Source organism: Pontibacter deserti (genome assembly GCF_023630255.1).
GTDB classification, from domain to species: Bacteria; Bacteroidota; Bacteroidia; order Cytophagales; family Hymenobacteraceae; genus Pontibacter; species Pontibacter deserti.
The window spans coordinates 14,123-35,593 of the sequence record NZ_JALPRS010000005.1; the positions used below are offsets into that span (position 1 = coordinate 14,123).

Annotated in this window: 17 protein-coding genes; 12 read left to right on the top strand and 5 right to left on the bottom strand. The window is 42.7% G+C overall.

The genetic code is table 11. The features are described from left to right. Positions 1-194: 194 nt before the first annotated feature. Positions 195-518: a hypothetical protein gene (locus tag MJ612_RS17640; protein WP_187033878.1), complete on the bottom strand. Its 324-nt coding sequence runs from the start codon at positions 516-518 to the stop codon at positions 195-197. 256 nt (positions 519-774) lie between these two features. Here MJ612_RS17640 and htpG point away from each other — a divergent pair, with 256 nt between their 5' ends. After that, positions 775-2,598, top strand: a complete 1,824-nt coding sequence (gene htpG / locus MJ612_RS17645; RefSeq protein ID WP_187033879.1) for a molecular chaperone HtpG — start codon at positions 775-777, stop codon at positions 2,596-2,598. Between the two features lie 237 nt (positions 2,599-2,835). Beyond that, complete coding sequence (locus tag MJ612_RS17650) at positions 2,836-3,753, top strand: toxin-antitoxin system YwqK family antitoxin (RefSeq protein WP_187033880.1); 918 nt, start codon at positions 2,836-2,838, stop codon at positions 3,751-3,753. On the opposite strand, the gene MJ612_RS17655 is transcribed toward MJ612_RS17650, so the two are convergent. Continuing rightward, the gene (locus MJ612_RS17655; RefSeq protein ID WP_187033881.1) at positions 3,747-4,109 is read right to left on the bottom strand and encodes a YraN family protein; all 363 of its coding nucleotides are present in this window, start codon (positions 4,107-4,109) and stop codon (positions 3,747-3,749) included. The two genes, MJ612_RS17650 and MJ612_RS17655, sit on opposite strands and share 7 nt — an antisense overlap. Before the next feature lie 145 nt (positions 4,110-4,254). Between MJ612_RS17655 and lipB the strand changes: the two genes are divergently transcribed. From lipB to porN, 10 genes are all read left to right on the top strand, one after another. Next, on the top strand, positions 4,255-4,989 hold the full coding sequence (lipB, locus tag MJ612_RS17660) for a lipoyl(octanoyl) transferase LipB (RefSeq protein WP_394802027.1): 735 nt from the start codon (positions 4,255-4,257) through the stop codon (positions 4,987-4,989). Further along, positions 4,973-5,377: a hypothetical protein gene (locus MJ612_RS17665; protein WP_187033882.1), complete on the top strand. Its 405-nt coding sequence runs from the start codon at positions 4,973-4,975 to the stop codon at positions 5,375-5,377. Before lipB ends, MJ612_RS17665 begins: the two co-directional genes overlap by 17 nt. A 111-nt stretch (positions 5,378-5,488) precedes the next feature. Then, positions 5,489-6,538, top strand: coding sequence for an MraY family glycosyltransferase (locus tag MJ612_RS17670; protein ID WP_222619813.1), 1,050 nt, complete (start codon positions 5,489-5,491; stop codon positions 6,536-6,538). Continuing rightward, positions 6,522-7,694, top strand: coding sequence for a DUF4271 domain-containing protein (locus MJ612_RS17675; RefSeq protein ID WP_250419235.1), 1,173 nt, complete (start codon positions 6,522-6,524; stop codon positions 7,692-7,694). Before MJ612_RS17670 ends, MJ612_RS17675 begins: the two co-directional genes overlap by 17 nt. A gap of 57 nt (positions 7,695-7,751) precedes the next feature. Beyond that, positions 7,752-8,546, top strand: a complete 795-nt coding sequence (locus MJ612_RS17680) for a uroporphyrinogen-III synthase (protein ID WP_187033883.1) — start codon at positions 7,752-7,754, stop codon at positions 8,544-8,546. Positions 8,547-8,716: 170 nt separating this feature from the next. After that, complete coding sequence (locus MJ612_RS17685) at positions 8,717-9,688, top strand: PorP/SprF family type IX secretion system membrane protein (RefSeq protein WP_187033884.1); 972 nt, start codon at positions 8,717-8,719, stop codon at positions 9,686-9,688. A gap of 234 nt (positions 9,689-9,922) precedes the next feature. Then, positions 9,923-10,942, top strand: coding sequence for a T9SS ring complex lipoprotein PorK/GldK (gene porK, locus MJ612_RS17690; RefSeq protein WP_187033885.1), 1,020 nt, complete (start codon positions 9,923-9,925; stop codon positions 10,940-10,942). A gap of 74 nt (positions 10,943-11,016) precedes the next feature. Beyond that, positions 11,017-11,820 (top strand): type IX secretion system motor protein PorL/GldL, encoded by an 804-nt coding sequence (gene porL / locus MJ612_RS17695; RefSeq protein ID WP_187033886.1) that lies wholly within the window; start codon positions 11,017-11,019, stop codon positions 11,818-11,820. Positions 11,821-11,876: 56 nt separating this feature from the next. After that, a complete protein-coding gene (gene porM / locus MJ612_RS17700) occupies positions 11,877-13,478 on the top strand; it encodes a type IX secretion system motor protein PorM/GldM (RefSeq protein WP_187033887.1) in 1,602 nt (533 codons plus the stop codon). A gap of 22 nt (positions 13,479-13,500) precedes the next feature. Next, positions 13,501-14,361, top strand: a complete 861-nt coding sequence (gene porN, locus MJ612_RS17705) for a type IX secretion system ring subunit PorN/GldN (RefSeq protein ID WP_187033888.1) — start codon at positions 13,501-13,503, stop codon at positions 14,359-14,361. Positions 14,362-14,419: 58 nt separating this feature from the next. On the opposite strand, the gene uvrC is transcribed toward porN, so the two are convergent. Genes uvrC through porW form a run of 3 tightly spaced genes read right to left on the bottom strand, consistent with a single transcriptional unit; the run spans position 14,420 to position 21,396 of the window. Next, on the bottom strand, positions 14,420-16,228 hold the full coding sequence (gene uvrC, locus MJ612_RS17710) for an excinuclease ABC subunit UvrC (protein WP_187033889.1): 1,809 nt from the start codon (positions 16,226-16,228) through the stop codon (positions 14,420-14,422). Between the two features lie 12 nt (positions 16,229-16,240). Next, entirely contained in the window at positions 16,241-18,565 is a 2,325-nt protein-coding gene (locus MJ612_RS17715) for a penicillin-binding protein 1A (protein WP_187033890.1), read from the bottom strand. A gap of 5 nt (positions 18,566-18,570) precedes the next feature. Beyond that, a complete protein-coding gene (gene porW, locus MJ612_RS17720; RefSeq protein ID WP_187033891.1) occupies positions 18,571-21,396 on the bottom strand; it encodes a type IX secretion system periplasmic lipoprotein PorW/SprE in 2,826 nt (941 codons plus the stop codon). Between the last annotated feature and the right edge of the window lie 75 nt (positions 21,397-21,471).

Consider the following 21,471-nt stretch of genomic DNA (forward strand, 5'->3'; position numbering starts at 1 on the left):
GTTTCTGCAGATTTCTATTTATATACACAATAAGATAAAAATTAAAGTAACGGCAGCTGCAAGAGTGCCTTTGCATATAAAAGCAACTATAACTAGGTTAAAGTTGCGAAGGTCTGTATATCTGCAAGACCAACAGTTCTGCCGAAATATGCTGGCTAAGTACAAGCTATAGGTATCCGGCAGATGAGGGGAGGTTACACGATTGGCGGGCCGCGGAGATAAGAAAAGGTGTGGCTGGTGCTATGCCACCTAGTATGGTAATAGTTGAAATAAGCAGTCTCTGAAACCGCTGATGCTACATTTATACTTGTTATCGTTCCCTGAAAAGGGACATTGAAGATATCTTCTACAGTACAATGTTTATGTTTCTGACCGATCTGCGCTTTATGGGCATCAGTATGGTCGGCATGTATGGTGTGGGTATGCGGATGCAGTTCAAGTATAAGCGCGTCTGGCACCATGGCTCTGGTAAAGAGCAGGAGCAACAGGATGGCGATATAGTTGGTAAATCGATACATTTTAAACAGGTACTTCTACAAATATAACAATATCTGTCACATTGTTGCTTTCACGTATACGATTTTGACTGTGTTACATCCGAAAGGTTTAATCTGTCAGAAATAACACAAGAATAACCTGATTTTATACTTGAAATACTTAATCGCTGACAACTTGTCGCAGTATCGGAGGTATAGCTATTACTGGAACACGATTTGAAAGTGGCTGAGCAGAAGCAAATCTTATAACGATATAGCATAACTATAACCTACAAACATGGAAGAAAGAGGCAGTATCTCGATTCATACCGAGAACATTTTCCCGATCATCAAGAAGTTTTTATACTCTGATCATGAGATTTTCCTGAGAGAGCTGGTAAGTAATGCCGTAGATGCAACGCAAAAAGTAAAGCGACTGGCTGCTATCGGCGAGTACAAAGGCGACCTTGGCGACCTGACCGTTAAGGTAAGCGTGGATAAAGATGCCCGTACCATTACCATTGCTGACCAGGGTATCGGTATGACAGCCGAAGAGATCAAAAAATATATCAACCAGATTGCGTTTTCGGGTGCAGAGGAGTTTGTGGAGCGTTACAAAGAAGCCGGAGACAGAAGCCAGATCATCGGGCAGTTCGGTCTTGGGTTCTATTCTGCATTTATGGTGGCCGACCGCGTAGAGATCGTTACAAAATCTTATCAGGAAGGCGCTGAGTCAGCACATTGGTCTTGCGATGGCAGTACTGAATTTGCCATTAAAGAAGCTCATAAAGAAAACAGAGGTACCAATGTGATACTTAACGTAGCCTCAGATTCGGAAGAGTTTTTAGAGCCTGCCCGCATCAGAACTATACTTACCAAATATTGCAAGTTCTTGCCGGTGCCTGTTGAGTTCGAAGGCGAGGTGATTAACAACCCGAACCCGATCTGGACAAAGCAGCCAAGCGAACTTACTGACGAGGACTATAAGAATTTCTACAAGGAGCTTTACCCGTTCTCAGAAGCGCCGCTATTCTGGATTCACCTGAACGTGGACTATCCGTTTAACCTGACTGGTATTCTATACTTCCCTAAGATCAAGAATGACTTTGAGCTGCAGCGCAACAAAATTCAACTTTACTCGCGCCAGGTGTTTATTACTGATGAAGTAAAAGACGTGGTGCCTGAGTTCCTGATGCTGCTGCACGGTGTTATCGATTCGCCGGACATTCCGCTGAACGTAAGCCGCTCATTCCTGCAGGCCGACTCCAGCGTGAAGAAGATCAATACTTACATCACTAAAAAGGTAGCTGATAAACTGGCAGAGATATTTAAGAAAGACCGCGAAACGTTTGAGAAGAACTGGGATGACATTAACGTGTTTGTAAAGTATGGCATGCTAAGCGACGACAAGTTCTATGAGAAAGCCAAAGACTTTGTGCTGCTGCAGAGCATCGATAACAAATACTATACTATAGAAGAGTATAAAGCACTTACGCAGGCTAACCAGACAGATAAAAATGGTAACCTGGTACTGCTTTATACAACAGATGCAGACAAGCAACATGCCTTTATAGAGGCCGCTCAGAACCGTAGCTACGATGTAGTTAAACTGGATTCACTGATCGACAGCCACTTTATAGGTATGCTGGAGCAGAAACTAGAAAAAACTACCCTGAAGCGCGTTGACTCTGAAACAATAGAGAAACTAATCGAGAAGGACGAAGCCAAAGAAAGCGTACTGAACGATAAGGAAAAAGAAACGCTGAAAGGCATTTATGAAACGGCTATTGATAACAAAAATATGCATGTAGAGGTAGCTGCTATGTCGCCGGACGATGCGCCAGTTGTAATTACATTGCCTGAGTTTATGCGCCGCATGAAAGACATGAGTCGTGCAGGTGGTGGCGGTATGATGTTTATGGGTGATATGCCGGATACTTATAACGTTACTATAAACGCTAACCACACGCTTAACCAGCGCATCCTGAATACAAAGGAAGATAACAAAGCACGTATTGCACGACAGGCTTTCGATCTTGCGTTATTGTCTCAGAACATGCTTTCGGGGGCGGCACTTACGAGCTTCGTGAAGCGCAGCTTTGAGCTTATTGATAAAGAATAGTGAACGATTAGTATTATACCTACAGTTTAAGGGCGGTGCCACATGGTGCCGCCTTTTTGCATTTCATGAAACTTAGAGGCCGCAGCTACAGTTATAGGCCAAGTTGGCTGATATATGATTTATCCCCATATTTACGTTACACTTAAAAGTTAAATTACTAATTGGTTGATTTAAAGTATAGGCTATACTTTGCTGGTCAGTAAGATTAAAGTAATTCACTCATTCGCTCATTAATTAATGACAAGTCACTCTCTTCGGCTGGTTTATACTTTGGTAACAGGTCTGTTTTTACTGACGCTGGGTGGCTGTGGTGAGCCTAAATGGAACAGCGATTACAACCTGAATCAGGCACAGCTAAAGCAAAATCCCAAAGCTGCTGATTCTGCCGCACTAGCCTCTGCCGATACTACCAAGCCTGACATTACAGCATCTTCGCTGGTGAATGATGTTGAGAAGAAAGAGAAGAAGAAGCAAAAGAAACGAAGCCGTTATTTTCTGGGAGAAAAAGTGCAGCGTGGCTTTACCCGTACCGGCCGCGACGAGCGCGAAACATTAGAGCTGTTTAGCTACCTGCCGGAGCACAAAGAACCCAACGCTTATGCCCAGGAAAAATATGTGTATGATACAAAGCGTAAAAAAATAGGCAAAGTACGTGGTGATGTAGACCCGGATCGCTACAAACTGTTGCATGGCCCTTACAAGAAAACGTACGGCGATGTGGTAATTGAAGAAGGTTTCTTTTACATCGGTACAAAACACCTGCGCTGGGAAAAGTATAAACGTGATGGCACCCTGGCCGACAAAGCACATTATGACAAAGGCTTTCTGCGCGATGCAGTAATTACGTACTATGGTGGCAACAAAGACAAAATAAAGGAAATCATACCTTATGCTTATGGTGAAGTGCAGGGTACGTACTACAAGTTTTATGAGAACGGTCAGGTAGAATGGGTTGGTAACTACGATAAAGGTCGCAAAGTAGGCACCTGGATCAAGCATTATAGCTTTAAAAACCGCCGCCATTATGAATTTCAATACCCGGAAACAGCTTACGAGCCACAGACAGAACCGGTATTAGTTAAAGAATACGATCGGCATGGTACGCTTGTATTTGAAAAAGGGAAGATTGACAAACGGTCGGCGCAACGTCAGTGAAAAGCATCTTCGAAATGAAGTATGGCCGGCGGCGTTGTTAATGTTACTGATATAATATCGAACCGGATTTCCTGCTCCCAACCATTCGCAAGTATAAATTCTTCGGCGGCATCTACTACTAATTTTTCTTTCCTGCTGTTCACGGCTGCTTCCGGAAACCCAAAGGTATCGGACGCTCGGGTTTTCACTTCTACAAATACCAGCAGCGCATCTTTGCGGGCAATTATGTCAATCTCAGCACGTTTATACCTGTAGTTTTTTTCAAGTATCGTATAGCCCTGCTCCTGCAAGTATAGTTGCGCCATACGTTCACCTGTCTGACCAGTATGGATGTGGTTGTTAATTGGTGAAGCCATCTAAAACTCGTATTTTGCATCACGTATTGATATCCAAACTAATATAGAGGTTGCAAGGTTGCGAAAGGTTAATTGCAGAGGTGTGTTTAACAGCTGGCGCCAAGTATAAACCCGCCGTTGGGCAAACTTTTAAAGTATAAATGCTGTGTTACAAAATAAAGAAATACAATTTGAGCAGCTTGGCCTGATCGATTATAAAGAAGCCTGGGAATACCAGGAAAAGCTTTTTAACGAGATATTGGAGCTAAAGAGCCAGAACCGTAAAGCTCCGGAAGATGCACAGGTGCAAACGCCCAACTATCTGCTGTTCTGCTCGCACCCGCATGTGTATACACTGGGTAAAAGTGGCCACGAAGAAAATTTACTTATAGATGAAGAAGGTCTGAAAGCAAAGGGAGCTACCTTCTATAAGATAAACCGTGGTGGAGATATTACTTACCATGGGCCGGGGCAAATTGTAGGTTATCCTATACTTGACCTGGATAATTTCTTTACCGATATTCACAAATACCTTCGCCTTCTGGAAGAAGCAGTTATACTTACATTGGAGGAGTATGGAATTACAACTGGCCGTATACCTGGCTTAACCGGTGTTTGGTTGGATCATGAAGCACAGGTAAATCCGCGTAAGATATGTGCCATGGGTGTAAAGTGCAGCCGTTGGGTAACTATGCACGGTTTTGCTTTTAATATAAATACAGACCTGAATTATTTTAGTAATATTGTGCCTTGTGGTATCAGCGATAAAAAAGTAACCTCGCTGGCGCAGGAACTTGGGTATGAAGTGCCTTTAGCTGAAGTAGAAGAAAAACTTCGTAAACACATTGCTAACCTGTTCGAAGCCACTATTATTACTGCAACACATGAAAAAAGACATTGATTTCGGAACGGTTGAGGGGGTTTCGGTGGCTGTAGCAACTACACCTAACGAATCGGGTGTGGACGCCTGGAACGTCTATCTAATAAACAATAACCCTTTCCCGATAGAAAATGTGCTGGTGTCATCAAAAGGATACGGCATGTTAGATGGTGAAGAAGTAAAAACATCGATGCTGCGCCACATGTTTGAGCTCATAGATGCAAAAAGCTTTGTGCAGATAGAACCTATAGATCCGGCTATTTTTCATATCAACAACGAGTATTGGGTGAGCTATTATATTGGCCGCCAGATCTATGATAAGAAATACATCTTTGTACCTGATTCTATCACACAGGAAAACCTGATCGATATCAGTATTCTGAATATGCAGGGTGTGCTGCATACCTGAATTTACAGTTGCATACAATAAGTTTTATACTTTACCTTTATGTAATGAGCAAATGCACCGGTAAGCTAATGGCTGCTGCGGCACAAGTACATTAACCTGTATACCACATCTATGGAGCAGAGAATTATACATCTGGTGTTGTCTTTTTTATGGGCTTTCCTGATAGCTATATTCGCTGTTCCGTCTATTATTCGGGTAGCTCACCTCAAAAATATCCTGGATCAGCCTAACTTCCGGACAGTACACGCAGAGCTAACACCTCGTTTAGGTGGCCTGGCTATGTTTGCCGGATTCATGTCGGCGCTTACCATTTTCGCTGATCTGAATAATGGGGTGCAGCAGCTTTTGGCTGGCTGCGTTATACTTTTCTTTATTGGGTTAAAAGATGATCTGATCTCGATCTCTGCCATGAAGAAATTTGCCGTACAGCTGTTGGCTACAGGTATAGTAATGTTTATTGCTGATATCCGCATCACCAGCTTTCAGGGTATATTTGGTGTAGGTGAGTTAGAGATTGGTATCAGTTATGGATTTACTTTCCTGGTAATTATAGGAATTACAAATTCATTGAATCTGATAGATGGTCTGGATGGTTTGGCAGGTACACTGGCATTGATCGCCTGTGTAACTTTTGGAGTCTATTTCTACCTGTTTGGAGGCCCTAACTATAGTAATTATGCTGCTGTAGCTTTTTGTTTGGCGGGTGGTATACTCGGTTTTCTACGCTATAATTTTCATAAAGCTACTATATTTATGGGCGATACAGGTTCGTTGCTCTGTGGCTTTATTATCTCTGTTATGGCCATACAATTCATTGAAATGCGCCAGGTGTCTGCTGCGCCTTCTGTAGCAATTGGTATTTTGTTTGTACCGGTTTTTGATACGATAAGGGTATTTTCAATCCGGATATTTAATGGAAGATCACCTTTTATACCAGATAAAAATCACGTGCATCATCGCCTGCTGGCCATGGGTCTAAACCAGATCAGCACAGTCCTGACCCTTGCCATAATCAACATGCTTATCATTATGTATGTGGTTAGTTTTGGCAAATGGGGAAATTTATACCTGTTGCTCTCTTTAGTAACTTTCTCAGTAATGTTTAGTGTTGTTCTTGGAATATACAGAACCAAAAGTGCCCAGCGTGTTTCTAAAGTTTAATTTTGGAGTAAAGCTTATATACGCACTGCTGTTATGCATTGTAGTTACGGGCACAATAAATGCGCAGGTGCTTCCTCTGGAGCAGGAGAACACTATTACAGCAGATTGGTTAGTATATAAAAGCAATACAAAGGAACTTATACCTTATGTGGCTGGCGCAGGTGCCAGTAATAATGCAGTGCATCAGTGGGTGCAAATTACTCCAGCCAATGCCTTTCTAATTTCTTTTGCTGCAACCAAAGGCACATGCCTGTTCCTGAACAACCAACTTATCTTTATAGCTGATTCAACCGCAGCTTTTAAGCTGAACCTGGTGCCTTACGCTCAAGATCTTAAAGCAAAACAAGGCAAGTATCTGCTTTCAGTCTGGCACCCGGAGCAGCAGCCGGTAGTGAGTTCTTTTAAAAATGCTGAAGCAATACAACAGGGTGCTGTGCAGGGACAGGGGCAGTCAGTTTTGGCAGTGCGTGTACGGGAATACGTGAATCTGAATGCGTTTATCATTTTTATACTTTTGATAGGGCTATTATATGGTGCTTTAAAAAGTAACTATCCAGCTGATTTTAGCAGCTTATATAGCATTAACTCTTTCTTTAGAACAAATGCGTTACAAGAAGGCTTCCTTTCAAAACCGGTAAGCTCCTGGTCAAGTATACTTTTTATAATAGTTTTCTCGCTTTCGCTGGCTCTGCTTATAGCGGCAATACATACTGAGGTGCAGCACATTCAGTTGTTAAATCAGTTCTTCCCGGTTTCTGCAGCAGGTATAAGCACCAAGGTTATTTTTTATACTGTTCTTATCTTTTTGTTTATCCTGATAAAATACCTTTTCCTTAAAATGATGGCATTCATTTTTGGATTAGAGCAGGTTGTTCATTTACAGTATCGTGAGTTTTTAAGAACCATACTTTTCCTTGGTATTTTTCTACCTGTTATAGTTTTATTTTATATGGCTTTTAATGCCAGTATGCCGCAGGTTATATTGCTGGCATCTAATCTGGCGGTTGCATTTGTGTTGATAGTCACAATTGTGCGCGTATTTGCTACAGTAAATACTAAAGCATCTGTATTAAATCTGCATTTATTTTCATACCTTTGCGCCACAGAAGTGATTCCGTTGGCGATTATACTGAAACTGATCGTTTTTAACTTCTAAAAACACAATTAAGTATAATTGCCGTAGCAGAAGGTGTTAATTTAATAACCACATTATATGGTTGAGAGCAAAGCAAAAGGAAGTGCCAATCCTGAAAGACACAAAATTCCTATCAAAAGTATACTGGTAACGCAGCCGCAGCCTACAACAGATAACTCACCTTATGTAACTATAGCCGAGAAATACGGTATTAAAGTTGATTTCAGGGCGTTTATTGAAGTGGAGCCTGTTCCTTACAAAGAGTTCAGAAAGGACAAGGTTGATATTCTAGCGCATACAGCTGTTATTTTTACCAGCCGTAATGCTGTTGATCATTTCTTCAGAATCTGCCAGGAAAGTAAAATAGAGATGCCGGCTGATATGAAGTACTTCTGCATTTCAGATCAAACGGCTTATTACCTGCAAAAGTATATCGTGCTGCGTAAGCGCAAATTATTTGTTGGCGAAAAAACTGCAAAAGATTTATTCGAAGTGATTAAAAAGCACAAGAATGAAAAATTCCTTTTCCCGTGCTCAAACATTCGCAAAGATGATATTCCGGAATTTATGGCAGCCAATAAGATCAAGTGTACAGAAGCGATCATTTACAAAACCGTTGCTGCTGACTTGTCTGACCTGGATGATGTTACTTATGACTGCCTGGCTTTCTTTAGTCCGTCTGGTATAACTTCCCTGTTTATTAACTTCCCGGATTTCAAACAAAACAATACAAGAATTGCTGCTTTTGGCCCTACTACAGCTAAGGCAGTTCGTGATGCCGGCCTTGAACTGGATATTGAGGCACCAATGCCAAACGCTCCTTCAATGACAGGTGCTATAGAGGTGTACATACAAAATCATAAACAGAAGTAAAAAAGCAGCAGTAGCCGCAACCTTTATTTCTGAAATACATACTATAAAACGCAAAGATAAGATGGTGTAAAGCTATCTTGTTTTTGCGTTTTACCGTTTAAGTAGTATATTTATATCTCTATACTTTCCTTACTACAGTTATACTGTTTCTTGCTTTGTTGCAGTAACCTATGAAAAAGCTTTTACCTGTATTCTTGTTGTTCCTGCTTTATAGTCAGAAACTTATGGCGCAACAACAGCCACAGTTTACTCATTATAGCTTTAATGGCATGCAACTAAGCCCTGCATATGCTGGTATTACAAACCGCCCTGAGGTATTGTCGATATTCAGATATCAGTGGTTGGGGTATGATGCTTCTTTTGATGATGGCGGGTCTCCGCAAACACTCCTGCTTACTGCGCATACACCCGTACGTTTATTAAACGGTGGTGTAGGTATAACCTTAATGCGTGATAAAATTGCAAACACTACCCAGAGCGGAGTGGCGTTGTCGTATTCATTTCATATACCAATAGGCGAAGCAAAACTAGGGTTGGGTGTACAGGGTAATTATAATAAAATAAAGAAAGGGGAATATAGGCCAAACCAGCCGGACGATCCCTTTGTGCCACTTAACAGCTCTGATACCAAGTATGATCTGGGGGCGGGCATTTGGTATGAATCCAGTACATTTTATGCCGGTGGGGGTGTAACAAATCTATTAAAAGCAGAGTATGAGTTTTCGAATATCCAAGACAATGTAGAAGACGATGTCAAGGGAACCTTTTTCAGCGAAAATCATATTTATGCTACTGCCGGATATCACCTGCCTGTTGCTAACATGTTTATACTTACGCCAATGGCACTCGTAAAGCATGATACTGAAACATTTTCGTTTGATGCCGGAGCAAAAGTAACATACGAAGAAAAATATTGGGCAGGAGTGAACTACCGACATAAAGAAGCTGTTGGAGCGCTAATTGGGTTAGGTTTATTTACAGATAATTCATTAAGAGTAGGATACGCATTTGATTTTACAATATTTGACAGAGTTGCCAAGGCACCAACATCACACGAAGTGATGCTTTCTTACAGGCTTCCAGAGCCTGCCGTGCGTTTCAAGCCACCAGTAAGAACACCAAGGTATAACTTCACGAAGTAATAAGTAAATACAGTAAAAAGCCGATATAGAGGCAAAGTCCAATTCTAAAAATAATACAGAAAAAAATTGTGATTTATCTGTAAAATAATCCCCTGATTTAACCGTTGAAAAATAATAAATACGTGTAGCAAGTAAATGTTTGTTTATTTGATACAAAACCTTATATATTTGCTACACCAGTAAAAATGTGCTAAGAATACATTGCTAAAAATTTTACCTTTTTTAAGAGTCATCATGAACAAACTATTTAAGCTGTCTTCCTTCGCTTTGGCGGTGTTGCTGCTTGCAGGTTGCGGATTGAGAAACAGACCACAGGGTGACCTGGTTGGGTCAGATGATCGTCCTGAGTATAATGCGCAGCAAATCCCTTACGGTATGGTGGCGTGCCCGGGCGGAACTTTCCATATGGGACAGGCAGACCAGGATATTGCTGCAACAATGGCTAACCTGAACAAGCAGGTAACTATTGGTGCCTTTTATATGGACGAAACCGAGATTACAAATAATGAATACCGCCAGTTTATGGATGTCATCATGCAGGACTCAATGGAAGTACTGGGTGAGGACTGGGTAATGGCTGAGCTTTATCCGGATACTACTGTTTGGGTAAAAGACTTTACCTATCACATGGGCGATCCATTAATGGAGTATTACTATACGCACCCTGCTTTTGACGACTACCCTGTGGTAGGTGTTGACTGGTTTGCAGCAAAGTATTTCTCTAAATGGCGTTCAAATTTCAAAAATCAGGCAAATGCTGATAACGGCATGGCTCCTATGCCAAGCTTCAGATTGCCATCAGAGGCTGAGTGGGAATATGCATCACGTGGTGGCCGCGACATGACGGTGTATCCATGGGGTGGTCCTTACCTGCGTAACGCAAAAGGCTGTTTACTGGCTAACTTTAAGCCGGGCCGCGGTGACTATTATAGCGATGGTTTCTCTTATACAGCTCCTGTAGCTCAGTTCTTTCCGAACGATTACGGCTTATATGATATGGCCGGTAACGTAGCAGAATGGTGCGAAGATGCCTATGCTGATGCATATGTACCTATCACCTGGGACCTGAACCCTGTTTATAATGATGATAACGAGCCTCGTAAAGTTGTTAGAGGTGGTTCATGGAAAGATATTGCTTACTTCCTAGAAACAGGTACGCGTAACTTCGAATTCCAGGATTCAGCTCGTTCATATATTGGCTTCCGTAATGCGATGGTATACTTAGGAAGATCATCAGGAAGAGAATTCAGATAAGAAACATCCCAATTCCCTAATACATATTACTAAAACCCAAAACACAATCGTTCACAATTTAATTCGAAAACAAAATGAGCAACGCTAAAGGACGCAGTTTTTTGTACGACGTACTGATGCCAAAAATCTACGGTATTGGTGCCGCAGTCGTAATCGTTGGTGCGCTATTTAAAATTCAGCACTGGCCAGGTGCAGACCTTATGCTGATCGTAGGTCTTAGTACAGAGGCCGTAATCTTCTTCCTGAGTGCATTCCAGCCACAGCCGCATGATCCGGATTGGGCTAGAGTTTATCCGCAACTTGCTGATGATTACACAGGCGAAGCACTTATGCCAGCTACTGCTACTACTTCAGGTGGTAACGGATTAACCCGCAAACTGGATGACATGCTGCTTGATGCGAACATCACCCCTGAAACTATTAACTCATTAGGTTTAGGGCTGAACAGACTGAGCGAAACTGCTGCACAGATGGCAGATTTAAGCCAGGCTACTACAGCTACTAACGAGTATACACTAAGAGTAAGAGAAGCATCTGGTTCATTAGATAAAATGAATGCAGCCTATGCTACTACTGCTGAAGCCTTAGCGCAGATGGCAGGCTCTACTGTAGATGCAAAAGAATACCACCAGCAGATCCAGAGCATGACCAGAAATCTTGGTGCACTTAACGCAGTGTACGAGATGGAACTTCAGGATGCAAATAACCACCTGAAAGCCATGAATAAATTCTATGGCAACCTGAGCATGGCTATGGAAAACTTAACTGATGCCAGCAAAGATACAGAGCAATTCAAGCAGGAAGTTTCTAAGCTTACGCAGAACCTACACTCTCTGAACACAGTGTATGGTAACATGCTTACAGCAATGAAAGGTTAATCCTTGATTTTTTGTTCTATTTCAAACGAAAACAACAGTTAAAAATATAGTATAACATGGCTGGAGGAAAAGAGACACCCCGGCAGAAGATGATCGGTATGATGTACCTGGTACTTACCGCACTTCTGGCCCTACAAGTGAACTCAGCTATCCTGTTAAAGTTTCAGTTCCTGGACGAAAGTTTGATGGAAGTGAATGGCAAGACAGTGAATGATAATGCTGGAGTTTTAAGTAACATTAAATCTGCCGTTAACGAAGGTGGTAACAGATCTTCAGATGCACGTGTATTAAAAAGTGCAGAAGAGATCCGCAAGCAAACCTCAGAGATGGTAGGTTATATCCGTAGCCTGCGCGAAAGACTGGTGAAGGAAACAGGCGGTATGAATGAGGAGATAGCTAATCAGTATGCTAACCCAAGCGCTGAAGATAAAGTAGCTATTGCGATGATTGGTGCAGCTAACAAGAAGAATGGTGCAGCATATGAGTTGAAAGACAAACTTAATGCATACGCTAAATTCCTAAAGCAGTACAACCCGAACACGCCGGCTCAACTGGCAAACGATGGTAAAGACGATCCTGTGGCGAAGAATGATAAATCGCAGCGCAGAAAAGACTTTGCAGAGTTAAACTTTGGTGAAACACCACTAGTTGCGGCTTTAGCAGTTCTTTCTCAGAAAGAGAATGAAGTACTGAAGTATGAAGCTGATGCATTACAGAAATTAGCTACGCAGGTTGGTGCTGATATCATCAAGTTTGAGAAAATCTTTGCTATGGCGCGTGCTGAGTCTAAGACTGTAGCTGCCGGTACAAAGTATAAAGCAGAAATGTTTATTGCTGCTTCTTCTGATGCGATCACTCCAACAATGAGCTACCAGGGTAGACCAGTTAAAGTTGTTGATGGTAAAGGTATAGTTGAATTTACTGCTGCTGCTTCTAACTATGATGCTGATGGAAATTCAAAACAAAAGTGGAGTGGTAAGGTAACAATCAACCAGAATGGCCGTGATACCACATTTAATGTAACAGAAGAATATGTAGTAGCTAAGCCTGTTATCCAAGTACAGTCTGCTTCAGTTCAGGCGTTATATTTCCAGTGTGCTAACGAGCTTAACGTACAGGTACCTGCTTTAGGTGCTGTGTATGACCCAAGCTTCAGCGCATCAGGTGGTACTGCTATTAAAGGTGCTAAAAAAGGTCTGGTAACCATTATCCCAAGCGCAACACAGGTAAAACTAAATGTTAGTAGTGGTGGTAACGCTATCGGTTCTGAAACATTTAAAGTGCGCCCTATACCTAAGCCAACATTAGCGCTAATGGTTAATGGTCGTCCGTTGGATGTAAAGCGTGGTGTACAAGCTCAATCATTTAGACAAGTAACTATAGAAGCGTTAGCTGAAGAAGGTTTTAGACAATTATTACCTAAAGAAGCACGTTATAGAGTAACACGTTGGAAAGCGTACTTAGTAAGAGGTACAAACCCAATCGATCAGGTAGATGTATCCGGACCATCAGAAAACCTGTCTCGTTTTGCAGCTAAAGCAAGCAAAGGCGACAGAGTTGTAATTGAGGTTTTAGATGTGAAGCGCCTGAATTATAAGGGAAGTGTTGTAGATGCTAAAACCAGTGGTGATACATTCTGGAACATCCCATTAAACTAAAAATTAGAAGCTTACAAGGAGTATGAAAGTAGTTAAAGCATTAGGTATAGCAGCTGGTATTTTGATGAGCATGAGTGCTATGGCGCAGCAGGTTTCTACCACTGCAACCAGCAGTTCTTCTGCAAGGCCAATACCAGAACATGATATTCTGTTCAAGAAAACCGTATGGCGTAAAATAGACCTGCGTGAAAAGCAGAACAAGCCAATGTTTTCTGAAAACAGAGAGATCACCAGAATTATAATGGATGCGGTGAAAAGCGGAGAGCTGACTGCCTATGCGAATGATTCTGTGAACAAGCCACTGACACGTGAAGAGTTTGTTGGTAACATGACTAAGAAAGACAATACCGAGGAGCTTAGTGAAGAAGAAAAGGCAGCAGGTTTTGGCCAGGAGGCTGAAGATGATGATGCCTGGGGCGCTGCACTTGGTGACGATGCTGGTAAATCTACTACAGGTCCTATAAGCAACGAGTTTTTTCCTAAGGAACTATACTTACTTGAGCTAAAAGAAAACATTGTTTTCGATAAAAAACGCTCTCGTATGTATCATGATATCCAGACAATTACACTGAAGGTGCCTGCAACCACCAATGAAATGGGTATTGAGAATACAGTAGCATCATTTAAGATGAGCGATCTAGTACGCGTTTTCCGTGCAAACCCGGAAGTGGCCGTATGGTATAACGCTCAGAATGATGCGCAGCATAAGAACCTGGCAGACGCATTTGATCTGTGGCTGTTCAGCTCTTATATCACTAAAATCTCTAACCCTGGCGACAGAGCTTTATCTGACATCTACGGTGGTGGACAGAAAGGTTTATTAGCCGCGCAGGATGCTGCAGAAGCACTTATAGAGTATGAGTATAGCCTTTGGAGCTACTAAGCTTTGAAAAGAAGAAACAAAAAAGGAGGTTCGAAAGAGCCTCCTTTTTTGTTTTAGACTATTCGATTGGGTGCAGGTAAGTATAAAGTATAGCTGCTTTTGATTTTCCGATCTCGGTTGTAAGTTCTGCTAAGGTTAATTCTCTAAGCTTTTTAACAGACCTATACTTGTTGAGCAACTGATCTGAAATAACAGGGCCTATACCTTTGATATCGGTAAGTTCAGTTTTAAGAGTTCCGGCATCGCGCTTGCTACGATGAAAAGTAATAGCAAAACGGTGCGCTTCGTCACGAATACGCTGTATCAGCCTTAGCGATTCTGATTTTTTATCAATGTATAAAGGCAGATTATCGCCAGGATAAAATATTTCCTCTAAACGTTTAGCTATACCTACAATGGCAACTTTGCCCCATATATTAAGATCTTTAAGAGCCTGCACTGCAAAGCTTAACTGACCTTTACCGCCATCGATAATAATAAGCTGTGGTAATGGTTGATTTTCGTCTAAAAGTCTTCTGTAGCGGCGGGTAACAATCTCGTACATCGATTCGAAATCGTTAGGGCCGACAACCGTTTTAATATTGAAGTGCCTGTAATCCTTCTTACTTGGCCTGCCATTCTTAAAACATACCATAGATGCCACCGGGTTGTCTCCCTGGAAGTTAGAGTTATCAAAACACTCAATATGCCGGGGCAACTCTGTAAGGCGTAAATCCTTCTTCATAGTTTCCAGCACCCGGATTTCACGCTGGTCACTTAACTCACGGTTTTTCTCTTGCCTTCCTTCACGTTCTTTGCGCAGATACATGGCGTTCTTCAACGACAGGTTAAGCAATTTGCGCTTATCTCCTATCTGTGGATAAGTAACGGTAATATTATCTAAAGGCAGGGAAACCTCAATATTAGTAATCACCTCCCGTGAAGTACTTTCAAACTCCTGGCGCAGCTGCACAATAACGGAGGCAAGTATATCTTCGTCTGCCTCGTCAAGCTTTTTGTGTATCTCCAGCGACTGCGTAAGTATAATAGAGCCATTCATTACCTTAAGGTAGTTCAGGAACGCGCACTGCTCATTAGAGGTGATCGTAAAGACATCGATGTTAGTAAGTGTATTGCTTACTACAGTAGACTTCGTCTGGAAATCTTCCAGCATATCCAGCTTCGTCTTGTACTGATGTGCCAGCTCAAACTGGAACTCTGCAGCGGCCGCTGCCATATGCTCTTTAAAGTAATTCTTAGCTATACTTAAGTTACCGGAAAGTATACTTCTGATCTGGCTGATATAGTAGTTATATTCTGTTTCATCCACCAGCGCTTCGCATGGCCCTTTGCAGTTGCCAATATGATACTCTAAGCAAACTTTAAATTTACCTGCAGCAATATTCTCGGGAGATAAGTTATAGGTACAGGTGCGAAGCGGATATAATGTCCGGATCAGGTCCAGTACCACGTTCATGGTAGTTACACTTGGGTAAGGACCAAAGTAACGGGAGCCGTCATTGATCTTATTGCGGGTACTGATGACGCGCGGAAAGCGCTCATTTACAATGCAGATGTAAGGATAAGTCTTTCCATCTTTGAGGAGGATATTATACTTTGGCTGATACTGTTTGATCAGGTTATTTTCCAAGAGGAAAGCATCAGCCTCTGTATCAACTATAGTAAACTCAATGTTTTTTATTTGGGAAACAAGCTTAAGCGTTTTCTTATTATGCTGCGTAGAGCGGTTGAAATAAGAGCTTACACGCTTTCTTATATCAACCGCTTTACCAACATAGATAATGCCGTTATCGTCAAAAAACTTATAAATGCCGGGCTTGTGCGGCAGGTGCGATATTTTGTCTTTCAGCTTTTCGTTAGCAGGCATTTGTAGTGCATATTAGATCTCAGCATCCAAATCGATTTCAGCAGGCAATTGCAGGAACTCATCCTGTTGGGCCGAATCGATCGGCATGCCGGCACTGCTGTTATACTTGGCGCAGTCTAATTCTACAGATAAAGGCGCTAAAGGTTTAGGGAAAGGCTCTTTAGATACATCAAGTGACGGATCTGAGTATACTTTCTGCATAAAAGCGCCATAGATCGGCATCGCCAGTTTGTTACCCTGGCCCAGAGCTATACTTCTGAAGTGGATGGAGCGATCTTCGCCGCCTACCCAGGTACCGCAAACAAGGTCAGGAGTAATACCCATAAACCAGGCATCAGAGTAATTCTGCGTAGTACCTGTTTTACCGCCAATCTCATTCTTAAGCCCGTTACGGTGACGCAAACCATAATAGGCTGTACCACCAGGTTCTGCAGCAGCTTTCAACATATGCACCATCATATAGGCTGTTTCTTCGCTAAGAGCTTCTACCGTTTTAGGAGCAAACACTTTCAGCACATTGCCATGCTTGTCTTCTATGCGGGTAATATAGTTTGGTTCAACCCAGGTTCCGCCATTCACGAATGCACCATAAGCGCCTACCATATCATATAGGGTAACATCACTCACTCCTAAAGCCAGTGAAGGATTAGGATCCAGTGGTGTGGAGATTCCCATTCGCTTAGCAGTTTTAACCAGTGTTTCAGCACCTAATTTATTTACCAGGAAAGCTGAGATAGTATTAACGGATTCTGCCAGTGCCTTACGTAAAGTATACTTCTGACCAGAGAACTTATTGTCAGAGTTATTAGGGCACCACATATTACCATCCGGAAGCGGAATACATACTTTTGTGTCAATTACTTCGTAGCAAGGATAGTAGCCATTTTCGATAGCAGCAGTATACAGAAACGGCTTAAACGTTGACCCAGGCTGACGTGCACCCTGCTTTACATGGTCGTATTTAAAGTGCTTATAGTTGATGCCGCCTACCCACGCTTTAATATGACCAGTTTGTGGTTCCATAGCCATAAAGCCAGTCTGCAGGAAGTGCTTATAGTATTTAAGAGAATCCATTGGGCTCATCTCAACCTGTTTCTCGCCGTTCCAGGTAAAGATGGTCATAGGCACCTTCTTATTCAGGTAGTAATTGATAGAGTCTTCATCTCCGTCAAAACGTTCATAAAGCTTCTGGTAACGAGGAGTACGTTTAATGGCCTGCTCAGCAAAGCCTTTGATTTCCTGCCCGTTTCTATCTGTCCAGGGGTTACGGTTCTTCCAGTGGTTGAAGAATAGTTTCTGCTGCGCTTCCATGTGCTTTTCCATGGCCTGCTCTGCATACTCCTGCATCCGCGAATCTATGGTTGTATAGATCTTCAGGCCATCGGCATACAGGTCATAGCCATTTTCGCGGCACCATTCCAGTAAGAACTTGCTGGCTTCGGTACGGAAATATGGCGCCAAACCAATGTTCTGGTTCTCTACACGGTAGTCAAGCTTAATATCTTTTTCCTTTAGTTGGTTGAATTCTGCTTCTGTCAGGAATTCATACTTTACCATCTGCGACAGCACCACATTACGGCGTTGCTTGGAGCGCTCAGGGTTAAATTTAGGGCTGAAAGCCGTAGGAGCTTTCAATAAACCAACCAATACGGCAGACTCTTCCAGTTTCAGGTCCTGAGGCGCTTTATTAAAGAATGTTTTAGCCGCTACTTTAATACCAAATGCGTTTGAGCCAAAGTCTACCGTGTTCAGGTACATGGTCATGATCTCTCGTTTAGTATAGTTGCGCTCCAGCTTGATGGCCATGATCCACTCCTTTGTTTTCAGGATGAGCATGCGCAGGCCGGGCACATCGTTCAGCAATCCGTTATTCAACTCCTCACTGCGGGTATTGAATAGGTTTTTCGCTACCTGTTGTGTCAGGGTACTTCCTCCACCTTTCAGGTTACCGGTTATTATACCTGTCGCTACACGCATCATAGCTTGCGGGTCAATACCAGAGTGGTCTTCAAAGCGGATATCTTCTGTTGCGGTAAGTGCCTGCACAAGGTTCTCCGGCAGATCTTCATAATCTACAGGGGAGCGGTTCTCCCGGAAATATTTACCCAGCAGTTTATTATCTGCAGAGTATAACTCAGATGCCAGTTCGCTTTTAGGGTTTTCGAGGGTGCGCAGGTTAGGCAACTCACCAAACAAATTCAGGAAGTTGGCACTAACTGCATATACATAAAGTATAAAAGCTACAAAGCCGCCAGCGAATAGCAGCCATAGCGTAGTTACAACTTTAGGAAAAACCGCCTTCTGTGGGGTAATGTTCTCTTTTTGACGCGTAGTCATGTACTTTAATAATTGTTTTTGAAGAAAGTCTGGTATGTTTCTACATCTTTCTTCTGCATGAATTTCTGATAGTTGGCAGAAGATATTACAAAGGTAGTGAATTCTACGCCTCTAATTCTACCAACCGGGGCTTGCGGCCCTTTTTGTTTAATATTATAAGACTTGGCTATTTTAAGATCATTTATTGAACGAACTACAAGCATTGTTTTACCCGTTGCAATAGGTTCTTCGGTAATAGCGAGTTTTATACTTCCGAACTGGCTCTTGTTAAACTTTTCATACTTGGCTGTAATATCCTTAAAAGCCTCGTGGCCGCTTGGATAAATCAATACAAAATAATACGCAGTGTCAGGTTCAGCACTAAAAGCCATAGGGTCAGGAGCAGGTAAACTGGCTGCCACTGCTGCAGAGTCCGGTAAGTCTACAGTGTCAGGTGCGGTGACTGCTGGCTTCTTAACTGTGGTATCTGCTACAGCTGGTTGGGTTGTGTCTAACTGCGTTTTTATACTTGGCTGTGCCGGAGCAGTAGAAGCAATTACTGTGCTAACTTTTTCTTCAGGAGTGAGCGAAGATGTAGCCTCTTTAGGTTTAGGCGCTGTTTCGGAAGGAGCTTCTTTTCGCAACAGGTTTTTCTGTTCCAGCGAAGTATAAGTCTCTAATAACTTTCCTGCATTTGCCTGTAATGAGCTGGTTGGGTAATCTTTCCGAAACTGCTCCAGTTGCGCTTTTAATACTCCGGGCTCTTTAGTTCGCGCCGTGATCATTAATTCCAGGAAAGCAGTTTTATCCTGAATATCGCTATGCGGGTACTGGCTAACCAACTGGTTTACTACCTGCTGTGCTAATTTATAGTTGCCGTCCTGGTAATAAGTATAAGCCAAATCATAAAGAGCATGTGCCTTCAGGTTTTCAGCTGCATTTTTACTCATAAAGTCAGCATCGTCTACTAACTGAGCAAAAGATGAGTTCGGGAACTGTTGCTTTATTTTATTATAGTATACCTGCTTTTGTGCATCGTTATTTGCCTTGCCATAGATCAGGTATAAAGCATAATATGTTTCAGCGGCATGCTCTGTGTTAGGGAAGCGCTGCAACAGTTGTTCATACGTTTCGGTAGCTTTCTCAGCATTTTTCAGGTTCTGGTTATAGATGTTACCTAAAGTAAACAAAGCTTCTTCAACCATCTTCTCTGATCTCTGCATGGCTACGGTCGTTAGCGGAATTTCCTGCAAATATGTCTGGATCTGTGCTTCAGCTCGGGCCTCTGCGCTTAGCGTAGTATCAGGTACAGTTAAAATGATGGGCTGCTGCGCCAGTTGCTGTTGATCTCCATTATTTTCGCCACGGCTCCTGGTGCGCCAGAAATCCTGTAAAGGTCTGTCGCCCCATCGGCGTATAAATTCTGTTCTTGCACTTGCCATAGCAGCAGGGTTATCAAAATACCATACACCAGCTGAATTGGTGGTCGGGTTAAAAGCTACTGCATCGTCCGGGTTTATACTTGAGCGGCGTCTTTCATTCTGAGATTTCAGCTGAGCCTGCTGTTGGGCAAACGCTAGTTTTTGTGCCTCCTCTTCCTGTTGCTGCACTAACTGTTGCAGAAAAGCCATTCGATCCGCTTCGCTCATGCGTGCTATCCGTTGCAGGCTATCCTGCGTTTGAATGGTGTTATACTGCGTGGCAAAAGAAGTGAGTACATCACGGCGCTCCGCTACTGCTTCGTATTCGGGAGCAGTTTTTGGGTATGCCTGTACGGCACTGTCGTAATAAGCCTGGGCCATATCATACTTACCAAGGTGGTCGAAGTATATTTTACCGGCCAGCAAATAACTATAAGCTTTCTGGTTTGGCAACGAACCTCGTTCTTTTAAAGATTGCTGCAGAAAACTAAGCGCTTTATCGAAGTTCTGCTTACGGAGCTCGAACTGTGCCATCTCATACAGAATCTTGTCCTTGTATTCTGTGTTCTTCTCGTCCTTCAGCATCTTCTCATAGAAGCCGGCAATGCGCTCCTGGTCTTGCTCATCGCTCAGCTCCGAAACCTGCCCGATATATAACCTGCTGAAGAAGCCAAGATCATAAGGTGGATTGCGGCGCAGAATTTTGCTATATTGTTTATAAGCTTCTTTATCCTGGTTAGTAGCCTGGTAAAGTTGGGCCAGCGCAAATCTTACCCGCGACTGCGCATCCTTTTCCTCAAAGTTCGGAATAGACAAAGCCAGGTTCTCAATTACGGCAGCAGTGTCTCCCTGAAAGCGGTGGTATTGCGCGCGCGCCAGGTATAGTTCGCGGGCATTGTCCTTGTTCAGGCGCTCGCGGCGCAGCAATTCAGATACCTGATTAGCATTATCAAGCTCACCCATCTGCAGGTAGGTGCGCATAAGCCATACCAGCGCCTCGTGCCGTGCATCCTTATCTTTACTTATGGTATTAGTATACTTAAAAGTGCGTGCCGCATCCGGAAAGTCCAGCTGATAGTAGCGTGCGCGTCCTATTAATATATAGCTGTCGTCAATCCATTTGCTGTTCTTATGATACTGAATCGGGAAAGAGGCTTTTTTTACCACATCTTCCAGGTCGGCGGCAGCTGCTTTAGCTGTAGTAGAGTCTATAGTTGGGTAAATAGGGATAAACTGGTTGTAGTCGTACTGCATCTGTGCCTGCAATGCTTCTTCTATGGCGCGTAGTTTCTCCCTCGCCAGAAAGTAGCCATTATACCGTGCAGTGGTGTTATGATAAGTTTTGCTCAGCGGATTATTACGCTCCACAGAACATGCACCAAGCAAAAGCGCTACAAGCAGGATAAGAAGGTATGTCGGGTTATGCTTCAAGTTTTGTTATGATGCAGGGTGATGATGGCTAAGTATAAAAAATAACGTTACAGTTTGCTTGCAAAGTATAAAAGG